The 13,128-nt window shown below is 66.8% G+C and carries 15 protein-coding genes; 11 read left to right on the top strand and 4 right to left on the bottom strand.

Annotation, left to right across the window (positions count from 1 at the left end; translation table 11 throughout):
* Positions 1–23: 23 nt before the first annotated feature.
* Entirely contained in the window at positions 24–1,145 is a 1,122-nt protein-coding gene (gene ku, locus K309_RS0104395) for a non-homologous end joining protein Ku (RefSeq protein WP_029045290.1), read from the top strand.
* Between the two features lie 93 nt (positions 1,146–1,238).
* On the opposite strand, the gene K309_RS0104390 is transcribed toward ku, so the two are convergent.
* Positions 1,239–1,691: a BON domain-containing protein gene (locus tag K309_RS0104390; RefSeq protein ID WP_029045289.1), complete on the bottom strand. Its 453-nt coding sequence runs from the start codon at positions 1,689–1,691 to the stop codon at positions 1,239–1,241.
* A gap of 293 nt (positions 1,692–1,984) precedes the next feature.
* On the opposite strand from K309_RS0104390, the gene K309_RS41545 reads away from it, so the two are divergent.
* Positions 1,985–2,284, top strand: coding sequence for a hypothetical protein (locus tag K309_RS41545; RefSeq protein WP_156914298.1), 300 nt, complete (start codon positions 1,985–1,987; stop codon positions 2,282–2,284).
* A 233-nt stretch (positions 2,285–2,517) separates the two neighbouring features.
* On the top strand, positions 2,518–3,486 hold the full coding sequence (locus tag K309_RS0104380) for an oxygenase MpaB family protein (RefSeq protein WP_029045288.1): 969 nt from the start codon (positions 2,518–2,520) through the stop codon (positions 3,484–3,486).
* A gap of 27 nt (positions 3,487–3,513) precedes the next feature.
* Here K309_RS0104380 and K309_RS0104375 read toward each other — a convergent pair whose 3' ends face one another.
* Positions 3,514–5,109 (bottom strand): MFS transporter, encoded by a 1,596-nt coding sequence (locus tag K309_RS0104375; protein ID WP_029045287.1) that lies wholly within the window; start codon positions 5,107–5,109, stop codon positions 3,514–3,516.
* Positions 5,110–5,551: 442 nt separating this feature from the next.
* Positions 5,552–5,689: a hypothetical protein gene (locus tag K309_RS41540; RefSeq protein WP_156914297.1), complete on the bottom strand. Its 138-nt coding sequence runs from the start codon at positions 5,687–5,689 to the stop codon at positions 5,552–5,554.
* A gap of 352 nt (positions 5,690–6,041) precedes the next feature.
* On the opposite strand from K309_RS41540, the gene K309_RS0104370 reads away from it, so the two are divergent.
* The 8 genes from K309_RS0104370 to K309_RS0104335 all read left to right on the top strand — a co-directional run bounded on the left by K309_RS0104370 (position 6,042) and on the right by K309_RS0104335 (position 12,294).
* Entirely contained in the window at positions 6,042–6,359 is a 318-nt protein-coding gene (locus tag K309_RS0104370) for an RNA chaperone Hfq (protein ID WP_029045286.1), read from the top strand.
* Between the two features lie 224 nt (positions 6,360–6,583).
* Positions 6,584–7,873, top strand: coding sequence for a flagellin FliC (locus K309_RS0104365; RefSeq protein WP_029045285.1), 1,290 nt, complete (start codon positions 6,584–6,586; stop codon positions 7,871–7,873).
* Between the two features lie 160 nt (positions 7,874–8,033).
* Positions 8,034–8,396 carry a flagellar protein FlaG gene (locus tag K309_RS0104360; RefSeq protein ID WP_029045284.1) on the top strand — a complete coding sequence of 121 codons (363 nt, stop codon included), beginning with the start codon at positions 8,034–8,036 and terminating at the stop codon, positions 8,394–8,396.
* Between the two features lie 33 nt (positions 8,397–8,429).
* The gene (gene fliD, locus K309_RS0104355) at positions 8,430–9,836 is read left to right on the top strand and encodes a flagellar filament capping protein FliD (protein WP_029045283.1); all 1,407 of its coding nucleotides are present in this window, start codon (positions 8,430–8,432) and stop codon (positions 9,834–9,836) included.
* 18 nt (positions 9,837–9,854) lie between these two features.
* Positions 9,855–10,262: a flagellar export chaperone FliS gene (gene fliS, locus K309_RS0104350; RefSeq protein ID WP_029045282.1), complete on the top strand. Its 408-nt coding sequence runs from the start codon at positions 9,855–9,857 to the stop codon at positions 10,260–10,262.
* 1 nt (position 10,263) lies between these two features.
* Entirely contained in the window at positions 10,264–10,596 is a 333-nt protein-coding gene (locus K309_RS0104345) for a flagellar protein FliT (RefSeq protein WP_029045281.1), read from the top strand.
* 106 nt (positions 10,597–10,702) lie between these two features.
* Entirely contained in the window at positions 10,703–12,010 is a 1,308-nt protein-coding gene (gene fliK / locus K309_RS0104340) for a flagellar hook-length control protein FliK (protein ID WP_029045280.1), read from the top strand.
* Entirely contained in the window at positions 12,007–12,294 is a 288-nt protein-coding gene (locus K309_RS0104335) for an EscU/YscU/HrcU family type III secretion system export apparatus switch protein (protein WP_029045279.1), read from the top strand. Before fliK ends, K309_RS0104335 begins: the two co-directional genes overlap by 4 nt.
* Positions 12,295–12,511: 217 nt before the next feature.
* Here the strand turns inward: K309_RS0104335 and fliE are convergent, their stop codons facing one another.
* Positions 12,512–12,835 (bottom strand): flagellar hook-basal body complex protein FliE, encoded by a 324-nt coding sequence (fliE, locus tag K309_RS0104330; RefSeq protein WP_029045278.1) that lies wholly within the window; start codon positions 12,833–12,835, stop codon positions 12,512–12,514.
* Between the last annotated feature and the right edge of the window lie 293 nt (positions 12,836–13,128).

The raw sequence follows: 13,128 nt of genomic DNA, 5'->3' as shown, positions 1-13,128 counted from the left end.
AAATGCGGTAAAGGAGCCGTCACGTGTCCCGCATCATCTGGAAAGGCGCCATTACCTTTGGCCTCGTCAACATCCCGGTCGTCCTGCGGCCGGCCTCGCGCAGCCAGACGCTCGACCTGGACCTGCTAGACGTGCGCGACATGGCCCCGGTGGGCTACCAGCGCATCAACAAGAGCACCGGCAAGCCGGTCGACAAGGAGCACATCGTCAAGGGCTACCAGTACGCCAAGGACGAGTACGTGCTGCTGAACGACGAGGATTTCCGCCAGGCCAATGTTGAAGCCACGCAGACGGTCGACATCGTGGGCTTCGTCGACGCGGAGAGCATTCCGCCCTATTACTTCGACACGCCTTACTATCTCGAGCCGGACAAGCGCGGCGACCGCGGCTATGCGCTGCTGCGTGCGACGATGCGGCGCACCGGCCGCGCCGCGCTGGCGCTGGTGGTGCTGCGCAATCGCCAGCACCTGGCGGCGATGCTGGTCCACGACGACGCGCTGGTGCTCAACACCATGCGCTTCGCCGACGAGGTGCTGCCGATCTCCGAGCTGCGCCTGCCGAAGGCGTCGAGCGCCAAGGGCAGCGGCGCCCATGCGCGCGAGATCGAGATGGCAACCAGGCTGGTCGACGACATGACCGAGGACTGGAATCCGGAGCAGTACCGGGACACCTATCGCGACGACATGATGGCGCGCATCGAAGCGAAGATCGAGTCCGGGAAGACACACCAGCTGACCCAGCCCACCGAGGACGAGGAAGCGCCGCGCCGGGGCGCCAAGGTCATCGACATGGTGGCGCTGCTGCGCAAGAGCCTGGGCGAGCGCGGCAAGGATGATGGTGGCAAGAGCGGCGGCAAGAGAGGCGACAAGAGCGACGACAAGAGCCGGCGCCGCGCGAAGCCGGCGGAGGAATCGGAAGCGGTGCAGGATACCGAGGCCGAAGACGACCGCGCCGGCGAAGGCCGCAGCCGCCGCAAGACGCCTGCACGCCATGCCGCGACGAAGAAAACGCCCTCAAAGCGGACTGCGGCCAAGCGCACTGCCGCGGCAAAGCATGCGCCGGCCAAGTCGCGCACAGGATCGCGCGCGAAGCCTCATGCCACGGCGCGCAAGAGCGCGGGCACGACGCGCCGCAAGGCCGCCTAGCCAATCCGTAAAACCGGCGCTGGCGCCGGGGCCCTGCGTCCCGCACAAGCACGGACGCGGGCATCGGCGTGCCGGGCATGGCGCTGCAACCGGTCAGCGCGAAGAAACCTTGAGGTTGTCGTTCACCGAAGTCACGCCTTCGACACTGCGGATCATGTCCAGCGCGAGGTCACGCTGTTGCTGGCTTGGCACCGTGCCGCCCACTTCAACCGTGCCGTTCTTCGTCTTCACGCGGATGCCGGTCGACTTGAGGTCCTTGGTGGTCAGCAACCTGGTCTTGATCCTGGTGGTGATGGCGCCATCCTCGACGGCCTGCTTGGCCTTGTCGGCGCTCATGTCGGCGCTCATGTCGGCGCTTGCGCCGCGATCAGGATCGGGCCGGCCCGGCATGCCTGGCGCGGAGTTGACCGGCGCCGCTGGCGTGTTGTCGGCCGCGATGAATATCAGGCCACTCTTGTCGAGCGCCTGTGCGCTGCCGGCAGCCGCCAGCGCCGCGGCCACGCAGGCCATCTTGAGGCCGCGCGCGGATAGTCGGGAAATTCGCATGGCTTTGTCTCCTGTACAGGTTTCCAGCGCATCCGCCGCATGCGCTGCCTGGCACGCGGAGCTGGCACCTGTCAGTCCGCAAGGTCCATACCCGCGTGTTCGCCCAACGCCACGCTGGAGCGGCGGCGGCAAGGGTGTGTAAATCGGGCCACCTGTTGTAAAAGCGGGCACCTCCTGCGGGTGCAGCATGGGGCGCTGCCCGCAATGGCAAGCCCGCTGGCAGCGCGGGCGTGCTTGGCATGGCGATTGCGAATACCGGAATGCGGCAGTCCGCCGCGTCAAGGAGACTAGCAATGGGACAGCAGCAACAGCCGGGTCAATCGCAGTCGGGCCAAAAGCAGGACCAAAAGCAACAAGAACAGCAATCTGGCCAACGCGGCAGCCAACAATCAGGCGGCATGGGACAACAACAAGGCGGCGGTCAAATGGGTAACCAGGACCGCGGTCAAGGCCAACAGCAACAGCAGGATCGCGGCAGCTCGCAACCGGGCCAGCAGAGCGGTCAACGCAGTGGTCAGCAAAGCGGCCAGGGCGGCCAACAGGGCGGTCAGGGCGGCCAGGGCGGCCAGCAAGGCGGACAACGCCAGCAGTAACTTCAGCAGTCAGGCTCGCCTGCTGAGATAGGGGCAGCTATCCGGGTATGTGCGGCAGCAACATGCGGTGCGGCCGCAGGGGCATACGCCGGAACTTGACCGGCCGGATCTTCCGAAGGGAAGGTCCGGCCCTTTTTCGCTGAGCTTGCCGGTGCTGCCGCGGGCAGCGCGTGCGCGCTTGCGCGGCTTACCGTGTATGCTGGCCGTGACGTCTTCCTGATTGCCACACGGTCTTGTCCAGCCACACCGATCCCGCCGATCCTGCGGTTTCCCGCCGCGCCCAGCGCGAACGCAGCGCGCCTGGACCGATGGCCAGGGTGCGCGCGCACGCCGGCGCGCAGGTGCGCGCGCTGACCCGCAGCAACTCGGGCCTCACCCTCGACTATGACAACCCGCCCGGCGACCCCGGCCTGTTCGGCCCCGACGCGGTCTGCTGGCGCGTGCATGCGGACTTCCCGGCAATGCTGGCCGGCGGCGTCAGCGCGCTGCTGCTGCAGACGCTGCATCCGCTGGCGCTGGCCGGCGTGTGGGACCACTCCAGCTTTCGCACCGACATGCAGGGCCGGCTCGGCCGCACCGCGCAGTTTATTGCCGGCACCACCTACGGCAGCCGCGACGATGCCATGGCGCTGATCGGGCGCGTGCGGCGCATCCATGCCGGCGTCACCGGCGTGGCGCCGGACGGGCGGCCCTATGCGGCGACGGATCCGGCGCTGCTGACGTGGGTGCATGTGGCCGAAGTGTCGAGCTTCATGGCGGGCTACCTGCATTATGTCGGGCCGCTGGGCGATGCCGATCAGGACCGCTATTACGACGAAGTCGCGCGCATCGCGCTGCTGCTCGGCGCTGCCGATGTGCCGCGCTCGCGCGCCGCGGTGGCGGCCTACCTGGAAGCGATGCGGCCCCAGCTGCAGGCCAGCGAGCGCACCCGTGAAGTGGTGCGGCTGGTGCGGAGGATGCCCGTGGCCAACCCGTTGCTGCAACCCGCGGTGCGGATCATGGCCGATGCCGGCATTGCCTTGCTGCCACCGTGGGCGCGGCAGCAGCTCGACCTCGACGGGCCTTCGCTGCGGCGCTCGGCCACGCGGGCCGGCATGCGCGTGCTTGCGCCGGCGCTGCGCTGGGCGCTGGGCGCGGGGCTGGCGGCACGGGCTCGGCGGCGCGTGGCACGCGGCGGCGATGCCGACGCGGCTGCCGGCTAGAACATCCCGGGGCAGCCTTCAGTACATTTACTCCGCAGCCACCGGCGCGCTGCCGGCGCTGCCGCGCAGCACCTTCTCCGGCAGCCGCGCCACCAGGAACGGCGCCAGCAGCGACACCCCCGCGCTCATCAGGAACAGCAGCCGGAAGGCATGCTCGGCACCGTGGCGCACCGCCGCGGCATCGCCGCCAGCCTGCGTGTCCGCCATCACGCGCCCGAACAACTGCATCAGCACGTCTTCGCCGCCGCCCAGGTCGCTGACCGCCACGCCGCCGTGCCGCAGCAACGCGATCAGCACCGTGGTCAGCACCGCCACGCCGACCGCGCCGCCAAGCATGCGCGAGAACGCCGTCAGCGCGGTGGCGATCCCGACGTGCTGCAGCGGCACGGCGTTCTGCGTCGCCACCAGCCCGCTGGGCAGCTGCAGGCCGATCGCAAGCCCGAGCACCACCATCACCAGCGCGCACGGCCACGCCGCGCGCGGATCGACAAACGCCAGCGCCACGATCGCCAGCGGCGCCACCAGCGCGCCGGCCATCTGCAGCGGCTTGTAGCGGCCGCTCCACGACATCAGCCGGCCCGCCGCAAACGCGCCGAAGGGGATCGCCAGCGTCAGCGGCACCAGTCGCAACGCCGCCGCATCGGCCTGCGCGCCGGCCACCACCTGGAAGCGCAGCGGCAGCAGCACCGACATGGCGATCAGCTGGAAGAAGCACAGGAACAGCGTGATGCAGCAGATCGCCACGGTGGGCACGCGCAGCATCGCCAGCGGAATGACGGGATCGGCCGCGCGACGCTCCTGCCAGATGAAGAGCCCCAGGCAAGCGAGGCCGGCCAGCAGCAGCGCCAGCGTATCGGGCCGCGACGGCGGCTGGCCCTGGCCCAGCCGCGTCAGGAACACCAGCACGCCGCTCCGCCCCGCGCCGAACAGCAGCGCGCCCAGGTAATCGATGCGATGGCGGCGCCCGCCCGCGGGCAGGTGGCGCAGCGCGCGCCGCACGGTCACCAGCGCCAGCAGCGCCAGCGGCAGGTTGATCCAGAAGATCCAGCGCCACGAGAGAAAGTGCGCCAGGTAGCCGCCAATCACCGGGCCAGCCATGCTGGCCACCGCCCAAACGCCGCTGACATAACCCTGGTAGCGGCCGCGCTCGCGCAGCGGCACCACGTCGGCAATGGTCGCCTGCGACACCGACAGCAGCCCGCCGCCGCCCAGGCCTTGCAGGATGCGCGCAAGGATCAGCTGCGGCATCGTCTGCGCCAGCGCGCAGGCGGCGGAAGCCAGCAGGAACAGCACGATGGCGAAGGACAGCACGGAGCGCCGGCCGAGCAGGTCGGACAGCTTGCCGTAGATCGGCGTGGTGACGGTCGATGCCACCAGATACGCGGAGATCACCCACGCCATGTTGTCGAAGCCGTTGAGCTGCAGCGCGATCTCGGGCAGCACCACGGCGACGATCGATTGCTCCAGCGCGCCCAGCAGCATCGCCAGCATCAGCCCGAAGATCACCTGCATGACCGGCACCGGGGGCATTGGCGCGCCGGTGTCGTGCCGGGCAGGAGCGACGCAGGCAGCGGAAGGGGGAGCGGCCTCGGGCGAGGGCGGCTGGGAGGAGACGGCGGTCATGTGCACCTGCGAACGGCCGGATCGCGGCAAGCCGTGCTGCGTCGCCGCGCGGTGACCGGTCCTGCTCTTGTTGCGGAGTCAAGGAGAGCGCCCATTGTAGGCGCTTCCCGCCGCTGGGTGCTTGGCAGCCCCAGCCGCGCTATCGGCGGCCAGCGAACAGGTCTTGAAGGGAAATGAGAATTAGAGGCAAAAACCCCCGCAGTTCGGTGGATTGCCTGTCTGAAAGTTGGCTTTTAATCACGCTGGGCATCCCGAACGGTCGGATTACTCACGACCACAGCGCCACAGAGCGCGACCCAAACGACGTAGGCACCAAAAAAAGAAGCCCACGCGCGGGGTGCTCGTAGGCTTTCCAGGACTGCTCGAGCTCAACACAAGCTCTTGCCACGAATATAAACGCGCTTACATGAGGTGTAAATCCCGCTTCTATCAGGGGAATCCCTTATGTGCTTTGCGGCAATTCGGACACTTTTAACGATTTTGGCCCTGAGATCACTTCAGGCCAAATTTCGGCTCTTCCTTCGGTTTTTTCTGCAGGCTCGATCACATCAGGCTGGTGACCGCGGCGGGTGAACATCATTGCGCACTCGCACAAAGTTGCTACAATAGAACAGCCCCGAGCGCAACAAATTTTATAGAGCAAACACTCTAGGCCCAGCGCGGCACTCCGCCCGTCAACCCTTGTAAAACTTTGTTACTCTCGGCGCTGAAGTATCCCCCTTCTCTTCTGGCAGCGCCCCTCGCCGGCATGCGCGCGACGCCCCGGGCCCCGCACACGAGACCCGCAGGCACCGCGGAGCCGACGTCCCGACCCGAGGCCGGTTCCGAGAGCGGATCTTTCCCCTGCCGCCCTGGCCGCGTCGCCCACCCGGCCGCCGGCCAACGGACCGTCATCAGCCGCCAGAACCCTTGCGGGCTCTTCCGGAGTCGTTGTGAAGAAGAAGGAAATCCGGCCCAAGCGCGCCAGCCGAAAAGAGCTGCAATACCAGCACCTCGCCTCCCATTCGGCCGACCGCGCGCCGGTGGTCGTCTATTTGTCCAACGGCACGCGTCTGCAGGGGATCGTGCTGGCGACGGACAGCTATATGGTGCTGCTCGGGCGGCGGCTGGACGATCCGCAGCCCACGATCGTCTACAAGCAGGCGATCTGCCTGGTGACGCCGCTGGACACACCGGCGGTGGGGATCGATCCGGCGATCGCGGCGGAATTCTTGCCTATCTATATACCGCGGACGCGCAAGCGGCGCTGAAGCCGGCATCGCAACGCCGCACTCCCAGGGCCTGTTGGCAGGCCCGCGCACACCCGTGCGCTCCCGGGCGATACCCCCCGAAACTCTTGCAGAGATCACTCTAAACCTTTGCCGGGGGCGGTCGATAACCCTTGCAACGGAGGCACTCTACGCCCTGCAAAGCAGGCTGCCAACGTTACGGCTAGCAGCCGGAATGCCAAAAACTTTGCAAACAGGAGTCGTAAATGGCGCAAGTCATTAACACCAATTCGTTGTCTCTGATGACTCAGAACAACATGAACGCTTCGCAATCGTCGCTGAACACAGCGATCCAGCGCCTGTCGTCGGGCCTGCGCATCAACAGCGCCAAGGACGACGCAGCTGGCCAGGCGATTGCGAACCGTTTCACCGCAAACATCAAGGGCCTGACGCAAGCCCAGCGCAATGCCAACGACGGCATCTCGCTGGCGCAGACGACCGAAGGCGCGCTGACTGAAGTCAACAACAACCTGCAGCGTATCCGTGAACTGAGCGTGCAGGCCGCCAACGGCTCGAACTCGGCTTCGGACCTGAAGTCGATCCAGGACGAAATCTCGCAGCGCCTGTCGGAAATCGACCGCACCTCGCAACAAACCGATTTCAACGGCGTGAAGGTGCTGTCCTCCAGCGCCAAGCCGCTGACGGTCCAGGTCGGCGCCAATGACGGTGAGACCATCACCATCGACCTGAAGCAGATCGACTCGTCGACGCTGGGCCTGAAGGGCTTCAGCCTGAGCAGCAATGCCCTGAATGTCAGCGAAGCCATCACCCAGACCAACACCGACGGTACGCCGGAAGCTGTGGATCTTTCGGCCGCGGCCACCTCGCTGGGCGTTTCGGCCAGCAGCCTGAGCCTGCACAACGTGAAAGACGCGAACGGCGCTGCCACCGCCACGTTCGTGGTGAAGTCGGGCGATGACTACTACGCAGCATCGGTTGACGATGCTACCGGCAACGTGACGCTGAACGTCGCTGACCTGGAGTTCACCGACCCGAGCAACGGCGTGACGACCGCCACCGCGCTGGCCAACCAGCTGGTCAAGGTCGGCGCCGACAGCGCCGGCGCTGTGACCGCCTACGCCACTGTGCAAGGCCGCAACTTCGCCATCGGCGCCGGCGCGCTGGCCAATGGTGGCGCCGCGACGACCGACTTCGACTACACCGGTACCGACATCGTGCTGAGCGGCGCCGGCGCCACGGCTGAATTCGCCGGTGCTTCCACTGTCGACCCGCTGAAGAAGCTCGACGCAGCCCTGAAGATCGTCGACGACCTGCGCAGCTCACTGGGTGCGGTGCAGAACCGCTTTGACTCCACGATCTCGAACCTGGGCACCACGATCACCAACCTGTCGTCCTCGCGCTCGCGCATCCAGGACGCCGACTACGCCACGGAAGTGTCGAACATGACCCGCGCGCAGATCCTGCAGCAGGCTGGTACCTCGGTGCTGTCGCAAGCCAACCAGACCACGCAGAACGTGCTGTCGCTGCTGCGTTAATCGCATCCGCGCAAGGCACGAAAGGCTGGGCCGCAAGGCCCGGCCTTTTTGCGCGAGAAGCCGAGGAGCTTTTTGCAGGCAGGCAGACTGCGTGCAAAGCGTTTCTCCCCTTAGTAAATCACTCAACCAATCAACCGGACCGCCCCGGACGGCGCAGAAGATGGCCCATCCACCGACAGTGAACTCGATAGCCCTGCGGCTGCCCGTCGACAGCCTTGCCGCCGGCGCTGCGACGACGACAGGCACGGCAGCGCCCAGGTGGCACGAAGTCGCAGGCATGGCCGACATGGTCACTGCCGGCGAGCCCGAAGCCAGCGCCGCCATCGGCGAGCTGGTCGACGCGCTCAGGACGACATCCATCGGCCTGCGCTTCGAGATCGACGAGACGACCCACCGCATCATCACCAAGGTCGTCGACAAGGGAACCGGCGAGTTGATCCGGCAGATGCCGACGGAAGCGGTGCTGCGCATCGCGCACGCCATCGACAAGCTGCAGGGGCTGTTCGTCAGCCAGGCAGCCTGAGACCCGATCACCAGTTGAAGACGAGACAAGAACATGGCCACGATCTCCTCCATCGGCATCGGCTCCAACCTGGATCTGAGCTCCCTGCTGGACCAGCTCAAGACGGCGGAACAAGCACCGCTTACCGCGATCAACAACCAGGCCAAAAGCTACCAGACCAAGCTGTCGGCCTTCAGCCAGCTGCAGAGCGTGCTGTCGGCCTACCAGGCCGCGGCCAAGAAGCTGTCCAACGCCGACACGTTCGGCGCGGTCAAGGCCACCGTCGGCTCCACCGATGTGATGACGGTGACCACTGCCGCCAATGCCGTACCGGGCAACTACAGCATCACCGTCAACACGCTGGCCACCGCGCAGTCCCTGGTAAGCGGCAATATCGCGGACCAGAAGGCGGCGATCGGCGGGGGCGAGATCACCTTCGACTTTGGCGAAGCGCTGGCTACCGGCGGCGCCGCCACCAGCACCAAGAAGGTCACGATCCCGGCCAACGCATCGCTGGAAGGCGTGCGCGATGCCATCAACAAGGCCGGCATCGGCGTGACCGCGAGCATCGTCAACGATGGCAGCGCCACGCCTTACCGCCTGGTGCTGACTTCCGACAAGACCGGCACGCAAGCCACGATGCGCGTGTCGTCGGCCGATGCCGCGTTGAACAACCTGGTCGCCTTTGACCCCGCCGCCGCGCCTGCCGCGAACAAGATGGAGCAGAAGGTCCCGCCGGCCAATGCCACGCTGAAGATCAATGGCATCGACGTGGTCAGCCAAAGCAACTCGGTGGTGGACGCGGCGCAGGGCGTGACCATGAACCTGAACAAGACCGGCACCACGTCGCTGGTTGTGACGCGCGACAACGACGCGATCAAGTCGTCGGTCCAGGCCTTCGTCACCGCGTACAACAATATCCAGAGCACGGCAAAGTCCCTGACGGCCTTCGACACCGACGCCGGCACTTCCGCGGCGCTGACCGGCGATAACACGTTGCGGTCGATCCAGTCGCGCCTGCGCGGCATGCTCGGCGGCGCGATGGACAACGGCAATGGCGGCACGATGACGCTGATCGACGTCGGCATCTCGTTCAACAAGGACGGCACGATGGCGCTGGACGACTCCAAGCTGACCAAGGCCCTGAACAATGACCTTGCCGGTGTCACGGCGATGTTTTCCAGCACCACCGGCAGCGGCGGCATCGGCAAGCAGGTCACCGACTACGTCGACGGCCTGACCAAGACCGATGGCGCACTGAAATCGGCCCAGGACGGCATCACCAAGACGCTGAAGGACCTGGAAGACGACTATGACCGCGTCGAAGAGCGCGTCAACGCAACCATCGACCGCTACAAGGCCCAGTTCACGCAGCTGGACCTGGTCGTGGCGCAGATGAACCGCACCAGCAGCTACCTGACGCAGCAGTTCAACGCGCTGACCAACAGCAGTTCCAAGTAACCTACGGGGATAACGCACATGTTCGCCCGCCAAGCCGCAAACGCCTACGCCCAGGTCGGTGTCCACACCGGTGCCATGAGCGCAAGCCCGCACAAGCTGATCGCCATGCTATATGACGGCGCCCGCGCCGCCATCGCGCGGGCCAAGTTCCACCTGGAAGGCGGTAACATCGCCGAACGCGGCAACGCCATCTCCAAGGCCATCGACATCATCGACAACGGCCTGCGCGCCGTACTCGACCACAACGCCGGCGGCGAAATCTCCGCCAACCTCGAGGCCCTGTACGAATACATGGTGCGCCGGCTGATGCTGGCCAACCTGCGCAGCGACGCAGCCTTGCTGGCCGAGGTCGATACGCTGCTGGAAAGCCTGGCATCAGCATGGGCGCAGATCGATGAGCCGCAACCTGCCTTACAGGACAACTGAAATGGCATCCTTCTCCCCCATCGTCACCTGCTACGAAGGCATCCTGGCCCTGTCGTCCCGCATGTACGACGCCGCCCAGGCCGCCGATTGGGACACCGTCGCCGAGCTGCAGCGCAGCTACCTGGAACAGGTCGAGCACCTGCGCCAGCTCGACCATGACACCCCGTTCTCCGATGCCGAGCGCATGCGCCGCTACCAGCTGCTGGACCGCATCCTCACGTACGATGCCCGCATCCGCGACCTGGCCGTGCCGCAACTGAAGAAGCTCGGCGACATGCTGACCAGTTCGCGCCGCCAGGTGGAGCTGGCGTCGGCCTACGGCGCAATGGCCTGAGCGGCACGCAGACAGATACCGCGCCGGCACCGGCGCGCCTTCCTCGCCTGACCACACACGCGTACGCGGCCCCGCTCCGCGCCGCCTTTCCCCTCCTTCCTGAAAAATGACCGGCATCCTCCTGCCGCCAGGCCTGGCACCCGGTCAGGCCCCGGACCCGCAATCGCTGCGCACGGCGATCGCCGTCGACAAACTGGCGGCACTGCAGCCCGTGCCCGAGGCCACGGCATCGAATGTCCAGAATTCCACAGGCCAGGCGATCCGCCACAGCCAGCAGGCCGCCGGCGTCAATGGCATGCCGGCGCAGGCCGCGCTGCTGCCGGGCACCTCTACGCGTGAATCGCTGAGCGCGACCGCGCGCGCGATCCTGGCGGTGATGGAGAGCGCCGGGCCGCAGCCGGTCAAGCCGGGCACGCCGTTGTTGCCCGCACCGCCGGCAGCCGGGTCGATGCAGGCCGCCGCAGCGGCGCTGGCGAATGCGGTGGGGCAAAGCGGGCTGTTCTATGAATCGCACCTGGCGCAGTGGGTGAGCGGTGCGCGCCCTCTGTCGACCATCCTGCAGGAGCCGCAGGCCGGCGTGCCGCGTGCGGCAGCGCAAGCGGCACCTGGACAACCATCCGCCGCGCAGCCGCAGGCTTCCGCCTCCGCCATGTTGACCTACACGGGGCCGGCCAGCGGTGACGTGCCTCACATCAGCACATCCCCCCTGCTGCCGGCCTCGCAGGTCCTGGCCGAAGCGCTGGCCTCGCCGCGCAATCCGCGCGTGGCGCACAGCCACGCGCCTTCCGAGCAGCGAGTGCGCCAGGGGACCGGCTCCGCTGCCGTGTATAGCCGCGATGCCGACACGCCGCCGCCACGCCCGTCCACCGGCATGCTGGCGACGCAGGCCTACCAGGCCACCGCGGATGCCACGCGCCCGCCGACTGCCGAGCCGATGGCGGCCCATGCGGCGCGCACCGGCGAAACCGATAGCATCGCCAGCGAAGCCGCCCGGCAGCCGGCGCCAGCCGGACCGGCGATCCATCCGGCGACCGAAGGCGTGGTTCGCCAGCAGCTCGAACTGCTCGCCACGCAACAGTTCCGCTTTGCGGGCCAAGCATGGCCTGGCGCAGCCATGGAGTGGGACATCCAGCGTGCGGATCCCGAAGCGAATGGCCAAGGGCCTGACGACACAAGCCGGCCGTGGTCGAGCCGGATCCGGCTGCAGTTGCCCAGCCTTGGCACCGTGGAAGCCCTGCTGACGCTGGGCCCGTCCGGACTGGAAGCGCGTGTCGCCACTGGCGAGACCGATATCGCCGCGCGCCTGATCGCGGCGCGGCCGCTGCTGCGCAGCCGGCTGGAAGCACAAGGGATCCCCCTGCAGCGGCTCAATATCCAGACCCAGGACGACCTGGCTGCCGGAGCCGCGTCATGAGCGAAAGCGCGGCAGACCGCGGCGCGGCCATCGCACTCAGCTACCAGCACAACAACCAGGCCCCGCGCGTGGTTGCCAAGGGCTATGGCGTGGTGGCCGAGGCCATCATCGCGCGAGCCAGGGAAGCTGGCGTCTATATCCACGACTCGCCCACGCTGGTCAACCTGCTGATGCAGGTGGACCTGGACAGCCAGATCCCGCCGCAGCTGTACGTGGCGGTGGCGGAGCTGCTGGCGTGGATCTACCACCTGGAATCAGGGATGGATGTAGCGGCTGAAAGGTGAGCCGGCGCAGGCCATCGGTACGCGCCAGGTTTGCTCCCCTCTCCCGCCTGCGGGAGAGGGGAGCGATCGCCACCGCTGGCGGCTTGCGTTCACGCTTCGGTTCATAAGCGCCGCACGAACGTCGCGCACGCTGCAGGTTTGTGAAAAGCAAAAAGGCCGCTGCCGCGCGCACAGCCAGGAGCCTTTTTACTTGCAAGCGGCACCACCGCCGCCCCACTCAGATCGGCATGCTCATCATCTCCTGATACGCCTGCACCAGCCGGTTCCGCACCTGCACCCCGGTCTGGAACGAGATATTCGCCTTCTGCAGATCAATCATCACATCATTGAGCGCCACCCCCGGCTTGCCCAGTTCGAAGGCCTCGGCCTGGCCATAGGCGCGCTCCTGCGCCGCATTGATCTTGCCCAGCGAGCGTTGCAGCTCGCTGGCGAAGCCGCCGCCGGCAACCGTTGCCGACTGGGTGGCGCTGTTGCCCGAGGCAACCTGTGACAGGCCGCGCAGTTGCTGCAGCATGCCCTCGATGGAAGAGATGGTGGTCATGGCGTCGTCATGGGCCGGCCGGTGGCCGGGTCAGTCGATGGCGCGTCTCGTCGATCACATCCATGCAGGCAGGCCGGACGGGTCGCACCGATTTTCAGCGGTTTGCAGAGTACCCGCCGCCACGCACCCGCCATGACCCGAAATCGGGCGGAAAACCGGGTCTGTTTGCGGGATTGTCCCACTCAAGTCTGGCCGATCATTGCCACCGTGCCGGACAAGCGCGGGCAGCCGCCCAGCGTCGCTTGCCGGAACTTGCCTGACAACCATCGATCCGGGAGTACGCGTGTTTTCTC

Origin of the sequence: Cupriavidus phytohabitans, from assembly GCF_000426345.1 — a bacterium.
Classification (GTDB): Bacteria; Pseudomonadota; Gammaproteobacteria; order Burkholderiales; family Burkholderiaceae; genus Cupriavidus.
Note: the sequence above shows the minus strand (reverse complement) of the source record. Positions and strands in the feature narration are given on the sequence as shown.

Coding starts and splice junctions, on each gene's coding strand:
- K309_RS0104390 (WP_029045289.1), bottom strand. CDS start 1,691: ATGCGAATTTCCCGACTATCCGCGCGCGGCCTCAAGATGGCCTGCGTG.
- K309_RS41545 (WP_156914298.1), top strand. CDS start 1,985: ATGGGACAGCAGCAACAGCCGGGTCAATCGCAGTCGGGCCAAAAGCAG.
- K309_RS0104375 (WP_029045287.1), bottom strand. CDS start 5,109: ATGACCGCCGTCTCCTCCCAGCCGCCCTCGCCCGAGGCCGCTCCCCCT.
- K309_RS41540 (WP_156914297.1), bottom strand. CDS start 5,689: ATGATGTTCACCCGCCGCGGTCACCAGCCTGATGTGATCGAGCCTGCA.
- K309_RS0104365 (WP_029045285.1), top strand. CDS start 6,584: ATGGCGCAAGTCATTAACACCAATTCGTTGTCTCTGATGACTCAGAAC.
- K309_RS0104360 (WP_029045284.1), top strand. CDS start 8,034: ATGGCCCATCCACCGACAGTGAACTCGATAGCCCTGCGGCTGCCCGTC.
- fliD (WP_029045283.1), top strand. CDS start 8,430: ATGGCCACGATCTCCTCCATCGGCATCGGCTCCAACCTGGATCTGAGC.
- fliS (WP_029045282.1), top strand. CDS start 9,855: ATGTTCGCCCGCCAAGCCGCAAACGCCTACGCCCAGGTCGGTGTCCAC.
- K309_RS0104345 (WP_029045281.1), top strand. CDS start 10,264: ATGGCATCCTTCTCCCCCATCGTCACCTGCTACGAAGGCATCCTGGCC.
- fliK (WP_029045280.1), top strand. CDS start 10,703: ATGACCGGCATCCTCCTGCCGCCAGGCCTGGCACCCGGTCAGGCCCCG.
- K309_RS0104335 (WP_029045279.1), top strand. CDS start 12,007: ATGAGCGAAAGCGCGGCAGACCGCGGCGCGGCCATCGCACTCAGCTAC.
- fliE (WP_029045278.1), bottom strand. CDS start 12,835: ATGACCACCATCTCTTCCATCGAGGGCATGCTGCAGCAACTGCGCGGC.